The sequence below is a fragment of the Paenibacillus sp. FSL R10-2748 genome (assembly GCF_038005565.1).
GTDB classification, from domain to species: Bacteria; Bacillota; Bacilli; order Paenibacillales; family Paenibacillaceae; genus Paenibacillus; species Paenibacillus polymyxa_B.
This window is the reverse complement of record NZ_JBBOTK010000005.1, coordinates 92,222-108,287: the sequence shown is the minus strand read 5'-3', so window position 1 is coordinate 108,287 and position 16,066 is coordinate 92,222. Positions and strand designations below refer to the sequence as shown.

The 16,066-nt window shown below is 47.6% G+C and carries 13 protein-coding genes and 1 pseudogene; 9 read left to right on the top strand and 5 right to left on the bottom strand.

The window, feature by feature from the left end; genetic code table 11:
- Positions 1-264: 264 nt before the first annotated feature.
- Both NSS66_RS16570 and NSS66_RS16565 read left to right on the top strand, forming a co-directional pair.
- Entirely contained in the window at positions 265-1,230 is a 966-nt protein-coding gene (locus NSS66_RS16570; RefSeq protein WP_340959401.1) for a hypothetical protein, read from the top strand.
- 271 nt (positions 1,231-1,501) lie between these two features.
- Complete coding sequence (locus NSS66_RS16565; RefSeq protein ID WP_023986743.1) at positions 1,502-2,458, top strand: ArsR/SmtB family transcription factor; 957 nt, start codon at positions 1,502-1,504, stop codon at positions 2,456-2,458.
- Between the two features lie 119 nt (positions 2,459-2,577).
- On the opposite strand, the gene NSS66_RS16560 is transcribed toward NSS66_RS16565, so the two are convergent.
- The 3 genes from NSS66_RS16560 to NSS66_RS16550 form a co-directional block, all read right to left on the bottom strand.
- Complete coding sequence (locus NSS66_RS16560; RefSeq protein ID WP_340959400.1) at positions 2,578-3,630, bottom strand: lactonase family protein; 1,053 nt, start codon at positions 3,628-3,630, stop codon at positions 2,578-2,580.
- Positions 3,631-3,852: 222 nt separating this feature from the next.
- On the bottom strand, positions 3,853-5,055 hold the full coding sequence (locus NSS66_RS16555) for an MFS transporter (protein ID WP_023986741.1): 1,203 nt from the start codon (positions 5,053-5,055) through the stop codon (positions 3,853-3,855).
- A gap of 247 nt (positions 5,056-5,302) precedes the next feature.
- The gene (locus NSS66_RS16550) at positions 5,303-6,064 is read right to left on the bottom strand and encodes an AAA family ATPase (protein ID WP_023986740.1); all 762 of its coding nucleotides are present in this window, start codon (positions 6,062-6,064) and stop codon (positions 5,303-5,305) included.
- Positions 6,065-6,276: 212 nt separating this feature from the next.
- Between NSS66_RS16550 and mprF the strand changes: the two genes are divergently transcribed.
- Positions 6,277-8,919 (top strand): bifunctional lysylphosphatidylglycerol flippase/synthetase MprF, encoded by a 2,643-nt coding sequence (mprF, locus tag NSS66_RS16545; protein ID WP_023986739.1) that lies wholly within the window; start codon positions 6,277-6,279, stop codon positions 8,917-8,919.
- A 106-nt stretch (positions 8,920-9,025) separates the two neighbouring features.
- Here the strand turns inward: mprF and NSS66_RS16540 are convergent, their stop codons facing one another.
- Positions 9,026-9,652: a nitroreductase family protein gene (locus tag NSS66_RS16540; protein ID WP_023986738.1), complete on the bottom strand. Its 627-nt coding sequence runs from the start codon at positions 9,650-9,652 to the stop codon at positions 9,026-9,028.
- A gap of 99 nt (positions 9,653-9,751) precedes the next feature.
- Here NSS66_RS16540 and NSS66_RS16535 point away from each other — a divergent pair, with 99 nt between their 5' ends.
- The 3 genes from NSS66_RS16535 to NSS66_RS16525 all read left to right on the top strand — a co-directional run bounded on the left by NSS66_RS16535 (position 9,752) and on the right by NSS66_RS16525 (position 11,027).
- Complete coding sequence (locus tag NSS66_RS16535; protein WP_023986737.1) at positions 9,752-9,904, top strand: hypothetical protein; 153 nt, start codon at positions 9,752-9,754, stop codon at positions 9,902-9,904.
- Positions 9,888-10,364: a disulfide oxidoreductase gene (locus NSS66_RS16530; protein ID WP_053324504.1), complete on the top strand. Its 477-nt coding sequence runs from the start codon at positions 9,888-9,890 to the stop codon at positions 10,362-10,364. The genes NSS66_RS16535 and NSS66_RS16530 overlap by 17 nt, the downstream gene beginning before the upstream one ends.
- 165 nt (positions 10,365-10,529) lie before the next feature.
- Positions 10,530-11,027, top strand: a complete 498-nt coding sequence (locus NSS66_RS16525; RefSeq protein WP_023986735.1) for a CcdC family protein — start codon at positions 10,530-10,532, stop codon at positions 11,025-11,027.
- A gap of 318 nt (positions 11,028-11,345) precedes the next feature.
- Here the strand turns inward: NSS66_RS16525 and map are convergent, their stop codons facing one another.
- A complete protein-coding gene (gene map, locus NSS66_RS16520) occupies positions 11,346-12,092 on the bottom strand; it encodes a type I methionyl aminopeptidase (protein WP_013308498.1) in 747 nt (248 codons plus the stop codon).
- A gap of 193 nt (positions 12,093-12,285) precedes the next feature.
- Here map and NSS66_RS16515 point away from each other — a divergent pair, with 193 nt between their 5' ends.
- From NSS66_RS16515 to gntK, 3 genes and pseudogenes are all read left to right on the top strand, one after another.
- Positions 12,286-12,981, top strand: coding sequence for a GntR family transcriptional regulator (locus NSS66_RS16515; protein WP_071559407.1), 696 nt, complete (start codon positions 12,286-12,288; stop codon positions 12,979-12,981).
- 132 nt (positions 12,982-13,113) lie between these two features.
- Positions 13,114-14,474 (top strand): annotated as a pseudogene (locus NSS66_RS16510) (GntP family permease).
- A 41-nt stretch (positions 14,475-14,515) separates the two neighbouring features.
- Positions 14,516-16,063, top strand: a complete 1,548-nt coding sequence (gene gntK / locus NSS66_RS16505; protein WP_160789405.1) for a gluconokinase — start codon at positions 14,516-14,518, stop codon at positions 16,061-16,063.
- The last annotated feature ends 3 nt before the right edge of the window (positions 16,064-16,066 follow it).

Below are 16,066 nucleotides of genomic sequence, written 5' to 3'. Positions count from 1 at the left end.
CCTTCTTCCTGTCTATAATTTACTTACTGTTATTTATCCGTTTTATCTCCAGCTTAAACCCGTGCAAGATATCGATTCGATGTCTTATGATGTTCTGTTGCAATTTTTATATTTTTATCCATACCGAATCTACCCTCCTGCTTGTATCTTGTCTATTTTACCAAAAAATACTTCATATATCCTGGTCAAAGGTATACAAGCCCTTGAAATGCCTGTGTAGTCTGTGCAATAGTGTAGAAAGAACAATGGAAGGAGGGATTGCGGGTGTCCCCGACGGACTTCGCGGCGTTAGTCGCATATATCTCACCCGGTCTGATTGCCTTCCTGCTGGCGTTATCTTTGCTGGTATGGCTGTATGTTCACAGTGCAGCCCAGCTTCGAAATTCGCGTCAGCAGCGGCTGGAAGAATTACAGGAATCGCTGCGTATCTATGGACGATTAGCTGGTTGTCTCCAAACCGCTACCCAGAATGGGTTCAATAACAGCGAAAAGCAGTACCAGAACGGACTCATCCACGCTCTTCAGGAAACCAAAGCTGCTCCCTATTTGACCCCTCACCTTCAAGAGCAGGTTCAAGCATCCCTTCGGGAATGTGATACGTTCCGCAGAGAATTGCTTCTCAAATCACTGGAGCGTGAAATGAACAAACTCATCGAGGAACGGCGTCTGGTTCTGCTGGAATCTCATGCTCCAGGCTGGGGAACAGCATTGTGGAAGCTATTACGTCCAGCAGCTGGTCCGTTGGCGCTGGCAGGAATCGTCTGGTTGGTCTCAAGGCTGGTTGTGGAACTGATAGCCTCCAGCCATGTCGATGTTAGTCTGCCCGACACTGTACAATCTGCCTCATGGCTCATAGGGTGTGCATGGATGAGGTTCGTTTCCGGCTTGATCGCCCTACTGTATGTATACCGGCTGATGACCCTGCGCAGGCAAAATGATCTGGACGTGACGGCATCCCATTTTCCAACAAGCCTGTTGTGCATGGTGATCGCCGCTGTCGCTCTGTTTCAATGGATCGGACCGGAAGCGTCTCCCTACATACTGGCTGTGCAGCTTGTGCTGTTCTTGATTGGCTTCCGACTTACCCGAGGCCGCTCGCGCAGTGATCGTCCTTATGTTGGTCACCCCGGCTTGATCAAGGCAGATGCTTCTCAGCATCAGGATTTACACACAGCAGATAAAGATAAAACGGCTGACTCTTCTTTGGCAGAAGAACATATCCGGTCCTAACACCAATGGCACATGACTATATCCCGTATCCACCCTGCAAATCACATACCATCACAGGACATCCCAACAACAAAGAAAGAGTTCATGGGGTGTCCTGTTTTTTGAACAATTTCCGGCTTTTTGAGGGGTTAGGCTTGTGCCAGTGATCAAGGAAAGGGTATATTGTTTATATAAATGTAAATCATATCGTTTTTTATGTATGATTATTGAAAAAAATCCATATATGTTAAACTACCATCAATTTATGATGTGCGTTAGAATTGGAGGAACTATGCAACTGGACATTTCTGAAAAATCACTTCCCGTTTATGAAGCGCTGGCCAGTGAGGTTCGGCTAAACATGATTGTTCTGCTTGCGGAGAAGCCTATGAATATACGTGAGCTGGCGGAAGCGTTGGGGCTCAGCAGTGCGATTATGACGATGCATGTCAAGAAACTGGAGAGAGCGTCCATTATTTCGACCAAAATGCTGCCTGGACGAGGCGGGGTACAGAAAGTGTGCTCACTGGCTACAGACAAAATTGAAATCGCCATGCCACGCTACCAGCAGGATGTACGACAATTCCATCAGACGGAAATTTCTGTCGGACACTTTACAGATTTTGAAATACAGGCGACCTGCGGACTGGCTACCGTCGAAAAGATCATTGGTGAATTCGATGAGCCTCGTTCATTCTTGGACCCTGAGCGCTTCAATTCCAAAATTCTGTGGTTTAGCCAGGGATATATGGATTATAAGGTGCCAAATTTCCTACTGTCCAGCCAAAAAGCTGAGGAACTGGAAATTTCGATGGAACTATCATCCGAGGCCCCTTTTACCAATGATAATTGGCCTTCAGATATCACTTTTTTCCTAAATGATGTGAATTTGGGTACATGGACCAGTCCAGGGGATTTCGGGGATAACCGTGGTAAATACACACCTGCATGGTGGCCTGATTTTATCAATCAATATGGTCTCCTTAAAAGACTTCGCGTTACCTCCGAAGGTACCTTTATGGATGGCAAGCAGATATCCGACGTGACTTTAAGCCAAGTGCTAATTGATCAGAAGCAATGGAAATTCCGCATTGCCATATTGGATGATGCCCAGCATGTTGGAGGGGTTACCCTGTTCGGTACCGGATTCGGTAACTACAATCAGGATATCCTGTTCCGTTTGTACTACAAACATACAGAAAATCATGCCAAAACAGTAGCGGTAGAAGCTGGCGATAGCAGCAAATAGCTTTTAGACCACTTCAAGACCTGAACACGGCGTTTGGCCCATGCCTTTCATGGGAAACAAAGCGCCGTGTTTTATTTTTCATCCACTTATATCGTACTCTTTTGCCACGTGCTATCCGATTAGCGAACAGGTTCAATACATACAGGTGAAGGAACCTCCAGCACATATCCCGTTCGGGTCAGCCGTCCATCCTCACTATGGATGGCAAAGGATACGATGTTGTTTCCATCCTGATTCGCTACTACCAGATAACCGGACAGGATGTTGCAGTTACGGGGTGTGCTGCCGAAGGTTTCCACCCATTCAACCACCTTCAGCTTGCCGCTGTCCAGATCGACATGGTATAGCACGATGCTATCATGGCCGCGGTTTGACACATACAAAAAGCGTCCACAGGGCGTAATCCGAATATCGGCTGCTGTATTTTCTACATCTATAATGCCTTCTGGCAGTGTGGACAGGCTTTGCAGCAATGTAAGCTCACCATTACGTTCGTTATAACTAAACACAGCGACTGTATTGTTCAACTCATTGGCTACAAAAGCATATGGACGCGAAGGATGAAAAACCAGATGACGCGGTCCAGAACCGGGTGGCAAATCTGTCTCACGATGGGTCACCAGTTTTCCATCCTCTGTCAAACGGTATACCACAATCTGGTCCAGTCCCAGATCACATACCATGGCATACTGTCCTGAAGGATCTGGAATAATCGAATGCGGATGTGCCGCATCCTGGTGGTCCTGGCGAATACCTGAGCCGGTATGCTGAACTTGCCCCGACATGTCTCCTAATCCTCCTGCTTCCGTCGCAGGGAACACAACGGCATTGCCGCCTGAATAGTTAGAAGCCAGCACATATCGTCCATCGGTTGTTACGGAAACATAGCAAGTATGCGCTCCCTCCGTCCCTTTTCGATCCAAAGGATGTAATTCCCCCGTCTGGGTATTCACCTGATACGCATACAGCTCGCCTCCTTCTGTTTCACTGGCAGCATACAGCTTCGTCCCATCCGGGTGTAGAGCGAGAAAAGAAGGCCTCTCCATTCCTTCCACACCTCCAACAATGCGCAGATCACCATTGGTCACACGCAAAGCACATACATATATTCCTCTTTCCTGACGAGACGCATAAGTTCCTGTATAAAATAACTGCTCATTCCGCTCTTCCATCGGCTCTCATCTCCTTCTAGCTGTTTTTTTACATATTATCTGGCTTTTAGCTCTACTTTTTGTCTTGTTGTAAACTCATCATGCATTATTACCCAAGATTCTGTCGTTTCATTAACGTTTCGCGATGTATGCAAAAAAAATAGCCTCCTTCGGCGCCATCTGCGGTTCACAAGAACGTCACAGTTCACACCAAAAGAGACTAATTTCACGAAAAGAACAACATTAAACCGCTGTGGTTTGCGTATCTCTGCTTTTCCATTTTACAGCCAGACCCAAACTAAAAATGAGAATGGCTGCCCCAAAAATGTATGGCAAATTGATATGCACCTCGAACAATGTACCCGCAAGCGCAGGTCCTAGAATATTACCAATACTCATATAAGCATTGTTCATGCCAGCTGCAACTCCCTGCTCATCCCCCGCCATTTTGGATAAAGCAGTATTAATGGCTGGCCGAAGCAACGACGTAGCGGTAAAGAAGATGAGCGATACCCCGAGTACATAATAAAAGTTGCCAGAGAGCAGCATAAGCACAAGGGAAATCGCCGAAAACAGAAAGGAACCGATGATGACACCTTTTTCGCCAAAACGGTTTAACATCGGACTGATTACCACAGCTTGAATCACGGTTCCGACCAGTGCACCTACGGTAATAATGATAGCAATATCACGCTCATTATAATGAAACTTCCCCGTCACAAAGAAAGGAAACATCGTTTCAAAATGTGTCAGTCCAAAGGTTAAGGTGAATATCATAATCAGCAGCATAAAGTAAGGCTTGCGGAAAGAAAGGGCAAACTGTTTAATCACATTGTCCCGTTTGGCCTTGACATTCCGAAACTTCAACTGTTTTTCCAGTGATAAGGTTTCGGGTAGCATAATCAAGGAAATCAGTGCAGCTACGCCCGATACGGCCGCCGAAACATACAAGGGCGTACGAATCGAGATATCTGCCAGCAAACCGCCCACACCAGGACCGATCACAAAGCCAAGAGACATGGCGGCACCCAACAGCCCCATTCCTCTACCGCGATTGTGGACCGTTGTAATGTCAGCAATATAGGCCATCATCGGAGGAATCATAAAGGCTGCCCCTGCACCACCCAGTAAACGGGAGATATACAATGTGGTCAACGATTCCCCAATAGCAAACAATACAGAAGAAGCCGTCATGATTACCAAACCGATAATAATCATTTTTTTACGTCCGTATTTATCGGACCATTCTCCCGCTAGCGGCGAAAACAGGAATTGGGTTAAGCCAAACACAGCAACCAAATAACCACCCGTTTCACCACTGCCTCCCAAGGAGCTCATAAACTTAGGGAGGATCGGAATAATGAGGCCAATTCCCAGCATGGCAATAAACATATTAATCATCAAAATGACCAGCGGTCCCATTTTCAACTGTTGTGAATCTGACATGTTGCGTTTTGTCCTCCTCAGGTTCTTTATTTCGTATACGAAAATCTTATTTTGCAACCATTTCAGCAAAACTCTTCATTATATTAATAGAGCGAGAGACAAATAACAATCATAAAATACTTCCGATAACCCTGAATCTTTCCTTTGACAGGACAGCAAAAAGGAACAACCTGAAATGGCGATGTTGTCCCTCTCATACGAACGACCAGGGTGAATTTCTGGAACGGTCTGGCGGTCCCTACGATCCCTATTGTGGATCTTCGAATAGCTCCTGTATCATCTTTTCCTTGTTATTCAGAAATTGCTTGGTGATGATAAAATGATCGGTTTCCTCCAGTGTCCGGATGTCGATCCCTTCATGTGTCAGATGATACAAGATGGAATCTGGATACGCCATCAAAATGGGGGAATGAGTAGAAATGATAAACTGTGAGCCCTGCTGCACCAGCTCGTGAATCCGTGCAAGCATGGCCATCTGGCGCAAAGGCGATAACGCAGCCTCCGGTTCATCCAAAATATACAATCCTTGTCCTCCAAACCGATGCACAAAGGCAGCAAAAAAAGACTCGCCATGCGACTGCTCATGCAGCGATTTGCCTCCGTAGGAGTTTCGAATAGGTGGGCCTCCACCTTCGCGATCCAGCTCGTCGATATGAGTCGCCACATTATAGTAGCTTTCCGCCCGGAAAAAGAAGCCATCCCTCGGCTTTTCTATCCCTCTCACCAGCCGGATATGCTCATGCAGTGAGGAATGCGTGGCTTGTGTAGAAAAATTAAAATTTTTAGTACCGCCCTCTGGATTAAATCCCCACGCGACCGCGATTGCCTCCATAAGCGTCGATTTACCTACACCGTTTTCTCCAATAATATAGGTAACGGAAGGATGGAATTTAAGTTCATTCCACTGGTGTAAGGCTTTTAAGTTAAACGGATATTGGCTCTTGTCAGCATCTGGAGGCCATATCAGCTCCAGGCGACGTATAAAAAGATTACGATCCCATATACTCATGTCCAGTTCAGCTCCATTGCCAAGCAATTCACTAGGTTTTCCATTATTATATTGGAATTATTTACAGCAATCAAACTGAAATCCCATTTCGTAACCCTTCTGTTGTTATTCAAACGATTATTACAGGTATAATATATAGTAATGTTCATCGGGCATGAAATCTAAGCACTTCATTCCGTGTACATCTCATTCTTTTCCAAGCAGGTGAATCTATGAAATCTAATCACAAACCGATTCAATCCTTTAAAATCGTACAGTTCGTGATGACCGTCTACAGGCAACGATTGACACGTATTCTGCTACCACTGGCTGTACTGGCTTTTATTATATGGGAGGCCGGACGAGAACTAAAAGACTTTAATCTGGCGCGTATGCTTCATGAGCTGCGGCGAATGGATGCCACCTTTCTGATCGAGATTGGCTTGTTCTCACTAGCTGCCGTGGCGGCTATGAGCGCATACGATTACGTAATCAGGCATCATTTCAAGCTTCAGGTCAAGCCTGGAACGACATTTCGCTATGCCTGGATCTCCAATACCTTCAATAATGTCTTTGGTTTTGCAGGCTTTACAGGAGCGGGACTTCGCACAGTGCTGTATAAAAAAAGCGGGGTGCCGTTGGGTGTCATCACCTCTGCGGTCGTGTTTCTTTCGCCAGTCGTCATTACCGGACTATCTTTGCTGGCTTGGGGAGCCATTGTCCATCTGTATCCGGTACAGCCTGTACTGGATGCTCATCCGTGGCTTCATTGGGCGCTGTGGGGAATGGCATTGTACCTGCCGCTATTTCTGATCATGCAGCGCTCCAAACGGTACTCCACATGGTTCAACAAGGGAGAAGGACAGCTTTCCTGGTCCACCATCTCCGCTTCCATCAGTGCTTCCCTGCTGGAATGGCTGCTAGCTGGCCTTACCTTTGCATGGATCGGCTCGCACTTGCTCCATGAACTGCCGATGCATGCTGTGTTCGGCATTTATGTAATAGCCGCGATTGCCGGGTTGATCAGTCTTGCACCCGGAGGGGTCGGTGCATTCGACATCATTGCCCTGCTCGGGCTGCAAATGGCGGGAGCCAACTCAGATCGGGCACTGGCTGTGCTGCTGGTCTTTCGTGTCTTTTATTACATCATCCCGTGGCTCATCGGCTTGGTATTAGCCGCGCTGGAAATGATTCCGCGTAACGAGCGCCTGAATCAGCTAGCTGAGACGGGCTGGGACTACTCCCTTAATGCGTGGCAGAAGGTATGGGGCTGGCCTGGTCAATTCCGGTTTTTGGCAGATCTAGGAGTATGGGCGCTTGGTAAGCTGGTACTCATCTCCGGCGTGGTGCTTCTTTTGTCGGCAGCTACGCCAGGTCTGTTATATCGGCTCCGTTTTGCTGAGCATTTGCTCAGCCTGCCCGTCATGCGCTTGTCGCATGAAATCTCAGTCATCATCGGGATTATGCTTGTCGTCCTGTCCCACGGAATCTCTCTGCGTATTCGCAGAGCATTACGACTGACATTGATATTGCTGCTGGCCGGCGCCATTTTCACCTTCATTAAAGGTCTGGATTTTGAAGAAGCCTTATTCCTACTGTTCGTGGCGTTAATGCTATGGATCTCGCGCTCGCGGTTTTATCGGGTCAGTGCACCACTGAATCGGCACAATATTTTAATATGGGGCGGATTATCTCTACTCGTAACCGGGGCTTATTTTATCATTGGGGCAGGCTCCAATACTCCGTTTATGCGCCATTTGCACGCCAAGGTCCATCTGGACTTTTTTATGAACCGCAGCGATTACGGAGTTACTGCCGTGTTTAGTCTGATTTTGGCATGGGTTTTCCTGACGGTGTATTTCTTTCTTCGACCTCAGCGTGGTATCAGCAATCTACCCGACGCACAGGAGCTGGATAAGCTAAAAGAATTTTTGGAACGACAGGGTGGTAATCTCGTTTCCCACATGCTTTTTCTGGGCGATAAATATCTGTATTGGACCAAAAATGAACAGGTCGTCATTCCCTATGCCCGCAGTCGGGACAAACTGATTGTATTAGGTGACCCACTCGGTCCAAAAGAACGCGTGAGTGAAGCGATTCAGGAATTTCAGCGGTTCGCAGATCGGTATGCGTTAACGGCTGTATTTTATCAGGCATCACCGGAGTATTTGTCCATCTATCACGAGAACGGCTATCGCTTTTTCAAACTGGGCGAGGAAGCACTGGTGCCGCTGGAATCCTTTACACTGACGGGCAAAAGCAATCAAGCGCTACGCAGCGCCAAAAACCGCTTTGACCGCGATGGCTACTCATTCGAAATCATCCAACCGCCTCTAGAGGCGTCACTGATTGAGGAGATGCGACATGTTTCGAATATTTGGCTGGACGGGCGCAAGGAGAAGGGATATTCACTCGGTTGGTTCAAAGAGCCCTATCTTCAGTTGGCGCCGATTGCATTGCTAAAGGACTCTGAAGGAAAAGTTATCGCTTTCGCTACGATGGCCCCTGCCTATGATCATGGACGGACGGTCTCCATTGACCTGATGCGCCACTTGCCTGACACGCCAAATGGCACGATGGATTATTTATTCACACGGGTCATTGAGTGGGCCAAGGAGAGTGGATATACGACATTTAATCTGGGAATGGCACCGCTGTCCCAGGTAGGGCAAAGCGAAAAGGCATTGCGCGAGGAAAAGCTGGCTCGACTTGTTTTTCAATACGGGGGACATTTTTACGGCTTTCAGGGGCTTCGGCGCTTTAAGGATAAGTTCAAGCCGCAATGGGAGCCGCGTTATCTGGCCTATCCGGCTTCTGTCTTTCTACCGATCCTGACGCTGGAGCTGGTATATCTCGTGTCCAAACGCTCGGACTAAACAAAGGGCTAACCAAAAGGCTTTTGACAGCCTAACACGACGTAAAAAAGGGTGTTCCCCAACCACGAACGGTTGCAGGAACACCCTTTTACATTCACAAATCTTCTTAGAAGCTACCTTTTACAACAACTTCAGACAGTGGGAAACGTCCTGATGGACGTGCTGGTACTTGTGCCTTACCTACGCTAATAAGCAGGGTTGGCAGGTAACGTGCCGGAATATTGAATTGCTCGATCAATTGTGCTGGAATGAAACCGCCCATTGCGCAAGTGTCGTAGCCCAGAGATTTAGCAGCCAGCATAATGTTTTGTGCTGCAAAAGCAGAGTTCAGGATGGCGGCATCGCGAGCTACTTGCGGGTTTTGGTACGCGCCGTTGATTTGACCTACCAATGCGTCACGGATTTCCGCTGGCAGTGCGCCTGCTTCTACCGCTTGATCATAAATGACGGTGTTACGGTTTGCTTCCAAATCACCCAATACAGCAATCGTAACGGAACTTTCCACTACTTGACCCTGATTGTAGGCGATAGGTAGCAATTTTTGCTTGTCCGCTTCGCTTTCGATGACAAGGAATTTCCAATGTTGAAGGTTCCAAGCGGAAGGAGCTTCTATCGCGGCAGTCAAAATAGCCTCCAAATCTTCCTCTGGCAATTTAAAATCCTTAACATAGCTCTTTACCGCGTGTCTTTCACTAATAGTAGATAGAGTTTCATTTTTTGGACTGCTCGACATTCTAGGCACTCTCCTAATTTCTTAATATATATCTAACTTGAATCCTCATTAACTTCCCAAACTACTGCAATTATAAAAATGATAGTGAATGATGTCAATATGTTTAAGTATGACCCTGCACTCAAAATACAGTACAATACGGATAAAGACATGCATATCGGCATATGCCTGCCGATGGGACAAGACACGGGTGAGTTCATTTTGTTCTCATTTGAATTAAAAAAGGAGCGTTACTATGATTGGATCGTTTAAAAAAACGGATATTGCTTTGTTTGCCGCCTGGGTTGTAGCTTGTGTGGCAACTTTGGGCAGTCTGTATCTCAGCGAGATTTTGGGGTATGAGCCTTGTAAGCTGTGCTGGTTTCAGCGCATTCTGATGTATCCCCTGACCCTTCTGCTCGGAATTGCATATTTTCGAGGAGATTCGGGGATACGTCGTTACGTCATGCCGTTGGCTATCATTGGAGGCGCGATTTCGGCCTATCATTTTATCATTCAGCGCATCCATGCAGCCGCCAAAGCAGCTGCGCAAACTTCAACTTCCTGCGGCAGAGTATCCTGTGAACAGGATTACCTGAACTGGTTCGATTTTATCACCATTCCTTTTCTCGCACTGATCGCCTTTATCCTTATTATTGCAGCCATGGGTTATATCATGCGTCAGGAGAAAAAATCAGCTCAAGGAGAGGTACAAGCAAAGGAACTCGCATAAGTATGAAAGAGACCTAATTATAGGACCCGTTACCACCAAGAGGCGTATAATCCGCTTGCCCAAGGAAAGACTGTAACTAAATATATCCATTGCATATGTGCTATAATGTAAAAGGTTTGCAGTCTGTCCAATAACGCTTATATTCCTTATAGAGGGGGCCAGTCCATGTTTCATATTAGCACCCCATTGCTGCAATATGGCGCAACCTTCGGTATGATCTTAATCGCTATATCGGCTATTTTCATCCGTATGAAGACAGGTCATCGCCCGATTAATGCCAAAAAAATCATCATCCCACCGCTCGGCATGAGCACCGGTTTTATGATGTTTGTGGTGCCGGAAGTACGGGTTCCCTGGCTTTGGGCGCTAGGCGCTTTTCTGGTCGGCTGGTTTATTTTTTCTTACCCGTTGATCCGCAGCACCAAATTTGAATTGCAAGAAGGGCTGGTTTTCGTGCAACGCTCACGTACCTTCTTTTTTATCCTGATCAGCCTGCTGATCATCCGATTGCTGTTGCATGAATTTATTCAGCATTACATTACCATTCCGCAGACAGCAGGGCTATTTTTCATCCTAGCCTTCGGGACCTTGTTACACTGGCGGCTTCGTATGTATTTCCAATATCGTCAGTTCGTTCCGAACGAGGCGGAAGTTCGCATCTGACAAACAGGTTTTTAACATGCATGCTCGCATGTTGCTGTATAGACCAAAAAGACACGTTCTCCTAACAGGAGCCGTGTCTTTTTGGTCTTTTAGTCTATCAGGTCTACATTATGCATTCCGGGAAAAAGGAGCTACTCGATTGCGTCCCTCTGTCTTCGCAGTGTACAGCATTCGATCTGCCTGAACATGCCTGGGACTGGAACGGACATGCAGCGGATGCTTATAGAAAAAGAGACCGTCCTCTGGACAGCCCCTTTTTCTGTAACATGTCTAGCTCATTCAACCCGTTAGTCTGTATGCTACCGATGGATGCCTGCTTTATTGCTGGGTCAAAATAATCGGACCCTCTGCTGTAATGGCCAGCGTATGCTCGTATTGCGCAGACAAGCCGCCGTCCAACGTGCGTGCGGTCCAGCCGTCCGCGTCAATTTTACTGCGGTATGTGCCTGTGTTGAGCATCGGCTCAATTGTAATGACCATGCCCTCTTTTAAGCGTGGTCCACGGTGCGGCGGTCCGTAATGTGGAACCTGCGGTTGCTCATGCATCTCTTCCCCGATGCCGTGCCCAATAAATTCGCGTACGACCGAGAAGCCTTCCGCTTCCGCGTAGGTTTGTATCGCATGGGAAATATCTCCGATCCGGTTACCGATAACAGCTTGCTCAATCCCTTTATACAGTGATTCCTTGGTAACGTCCAGCAGCTTTTGCGCCTGCTCAGACACATTACCTACCGCATACGACCAAGCGGAATCTGCCAGCCAGCCATTCAGATTCACAACCATGTCGATCGTCACGATGTCCCCGTCCTTCAACGGTGTCTTATTCGGAAAGCCGTGGCAAATCACATCGTTAGGTGAGCCACATGTTGCAAACTGGTAGCCGTTATAGCCCTTTTGCTCCGGTGTTGCGCCATGCTTCTTCATAAAGGATTCTGCGAAAGCGTCGATTTCCAGTGTCGTAATGCCTGGCTTGATCATTTTGGCAATTTCCCGGTGGCAAGCAGCCAAAATGTCTCCAGCTTTTTTCATATTTTCAATTTGTTCTTTGGTTTTAATGATAATCATTAAACGGTCTCCTTCTTTTCCGTGTTCGTTCCACTTTTCACTGCTTCTTTTTTCTGCTTCTATTGTAACGCTAAAAGCAGCGAAATGGAACCGATGTCAACTGACACCGTTTACAAGGATCTTAAACGGGGTATATAATACTCCATAACTTGTATACCAGTATGCAAAATTATTTCCAAGATAGGAGTATCCTATGAAATATCCAACAACCTGGTTACAGGGCGCATCGCTTGGGGAAAGGATTGCTTGTGAACTCCGGCTTCAGATTATACGGGGCATTCAGACGCCAGGTACTGTGCTATCTGAGAATCAGATTGCTGCCGATTTTGGTACCAGTCGTTCTCCGGTGCGTGAAGCCTTGAAGGCACTCTCGGGCGAAGGACTGATCCGTTTGGAGCGCATGGGGGCGGTTGTCGTCGGCATGACACCCGGTGATATGGAGGAGCTATTCGATGTGCGAATGCTGATTGAGCATTTTGTTGTACAAAGGTATGTACATAGTGATAATGCCACATTGGTGACTGTTCTGAATCAGATGATTGACAAAATGGAAGTCGCTCTCAAGTACAGAGATGTTGTTGAATTTTCTCTTCAGGATTTTAATTTTCATGAGGCTCTGGTTCTGGAAGCAGGCCATACCCGTATTCTTCATACCTGGAACGGTATGAGACAGTTAATCCTGACGGTCATGTTAGCTGCGACAGAACAACGATTTGCGTCCAACATCGAAGAATCACAAGTCACGATTCACAAACATCGAACCTTTGCAAACGCTTTAAATCAAGGGAATGCTCAGGAGTTGTCGGGATTTATTGAGGATCATTACCGAGATACCCGCAACGCGGTTAACGACAGCGTCCTGTCTCCCTACAGAAAGACATCGTCCTAGCCGCAACATGCGTGACAAAGAGCCGATGTACCGCGCTTCATGCGTTTCTTGCTGGCGCGGTTCTCTTTTACATTAAAGTTGTCGACAAGTATACATTTAACTACACATATAAGAATAAGGAGGCATACCTTCATGAACACATTATTCGGCTTAAGCCATAACGCGTCCCTGCTCATATGGGCGCTAGTTACCGTCATTCTTTTGATTTTGCTGATTGCCAAATTCAAATGGAATCCCTTCGTTTCACTGCTGCTTTCGTCGGTATTTCTCGGACTGGTTAACGGGATGCCGGGACATGAAGTTATTGCCTCCATTACCAAGGGGCTCGGCAGTACACTCGGCTCCATCGCCATCGTGATCGGTTTAGGCACCATGCTCGGTAAAATGATGGCAGAATCCGGCGGTGCCGAACGCATCGCGACCACACTTATGGATCGTTTTGGTGAAAAACGCGTTCATTGGGCGATGATGATCGTAGGCTTTATCGTGGGTATTCCAGTATTTTTTGAGGTTGGTATTATTTTATTAATTCCCATCCTGTTCACGGTTGCCCGTAAAATGAATATGTCTCTGCTGAAAATCGGTATTCCAATGCTGGCAGGACTATCGACGGTACACGGCCTTTTACCGCCCCACCCGGCTCCGATGATCGCGATTGAAGCCTTTAACGCCAATATTGGACGCACGATAGGATATGCACTCATCGTGGGCATTCCATCCGCCATTATTGCAGGCCCGGTCTTCGGCGCTTGGATTGGCAAAAGAATCATGGTCAGACCTTCCGAGAGGCTGGACGAGCAGTTCAGAAATACGACGGGACGGTCGTTGCTCCTTTTTGGATTACTTTGTTCACCATTTTGTTGCCTGTTATTCTAATGCTTAGCGGATCAGTCGCTGAAATCGTAGACCCGGCCAATACACATCCACTCACTGTATTTTTCAAATTCATTGGTGATGAGGTTATGGCATTACTGATTGCGGCTGTGTTCTCTTTTTTCTCGCTAGGCTATGCACGTGGTCTAAAGAAAGAGGACTTGTCCCGTTTTACCAGTGAATGTCTGGCGCCAACAGCATCTATCATCTTAATTATCGGGAGCGGCGGTGCATTTAAAACGGTATTGATCGACAGCGGTGTAGGTCAGGCCATTGCAGCGGTCGCTACAGGAGCCCATATGAATGTGATTGTATTTGCTTTTCTGGTCGCTGCGCTCATTCGTGTAGCCACTGGATCAGCGACAGTCGCGATGACGACAGGCTCCGGTATTGTCGCACCTGTGCTGGCGCTTACTCCCGGCGCGAATGTCGAACTGGTCGTCCTTGCTACAGGGGCAGGGTCGCTGATCTTGTCTCATGTGAATGACGCCGGTTTTTGGATGATTAAAGAGTTTTTCAATATGACGGTTCCGCAGACTCTAAAATCATGGACCGTTATGGAAACCATCCTCTCCCTGGTCGCTTTCGGTTTGATTATGCTGCTGAGTGTGTTAATTTAACGATAATGAGCTAATAACGGTAAGTGAAGGGGAGATTGAATATGACAGACACCCGATATATGATCGGCGTCGATATCGGCACAACCAGTACCAAAGCGGTGCTTTTCGAAGAAAACGGCAATATTGCCGCCCAGCACCATGTGGGCTATCCGCTCCATACACCTGAGCCGGATGCGGCAGAACAGGACCCGGAAGATATTTTCAAAGCTGTCGTGACGACGGTGCAAGAGGTCATGAAACAAAGCGGAGTGTCAGCCGAGCATGTGCTGTTCGTCTCCTTTAGTTCGGCCATGCACAGTGTACTGGCGGTGGATAAGAACGGCAAACCGCTGACCGCCTCCATCACTTGGGCAGATAACCGTAGCGCCAAATGGGCCGAAGCGCTCAAACATGAATACAACGGACACGACATTTACTTACGTACCGGAACGCCCATCCATCCCATGTCACCGCTAACGAAACTGATGTGGATTACGCGGGATTTACCGGATGTTGCGGCCCAGACGTATAAATTCATTTCCATTAAGGAGTACGTCTTTGCCCGATTATTCCACCAATATGTCGTGGATCACTCGATCGCCTCCGCAACCGGACTTATGAATTTGCAGCAGCTGGACTGGGACGAGGAAGCACTGCACATTGCAGGTGTGACGAAGGAGCAGCTATCCGAGCTGGTGCCGACAACTCATGTGCTCAAAGGGCTGGATGAGACCTATGCGCATGACATGGGTCTACTGAAGACGACTCCTTTTGTGATCGGGGCCAGCGATGGTGTCTTGTCCAACCTCGGTGTGAATGCGATCAAACCTGGAGTTGTCGCGGTTACCATCGGCACCAGCGGAGCCATCCGTACCGTAGTTGATAAGCCGCTCACGGATGCCAAAGGGCGCTTTTTCTGTTACGCCTTAACCGAAAAGCTGTGGGTCATCGGCGGCCCGGTGAACAATGGAGGTATAGTCTTCCGCTGGATCCGGGATGAATTTGCAGCCTCCGAGGTGGAAACGGCCAAACGACTGGGACTTGATCCATATCATGTGCTGACCCAAATTGCGGAACAGGTACGTCCTGGCTCCGACGGTCTGCTCTTTCTTCCATACTTATCCGGTGAACGTGCGCCCCTGTGGGACCCAAATGCTCGCGGCTCCTTCTTCGGTCTGTCCCTGCGTCACAAAAAAGAGCATATGATTCGCGCCGCTCTGGAGGGTGTGCTGTTCAATTTGTATACCGTCATGCTCGCCATGGAAGAAGTCATCGACAGACCGTCAGTCATTCACGCCACTGGTGGATTTGCACGCTCGGAGCTATGGAGACAGCTCATGGCGGATATTTTCGATCAGGAAGTCATTATCCCCGAAAGTCTGGAAAGCTCATGTCTGGGCGCAGCTATTCTGGGCTTGTACGCGCTGGGACGGATTGATTCGCTGGATGCTGTGTCCGGTATGATCGGTACCACTCACCAGCACAAACCTGTAGCAGAACACGTGGAGATTTATCGCGATTTACTACCGATTTATATCCGCATTTCACGTAAATTCGAAGAAGAGTTCAAGGATATTGCGGAATTTCAGGCCAAGTCCCTACAATCTTAAATT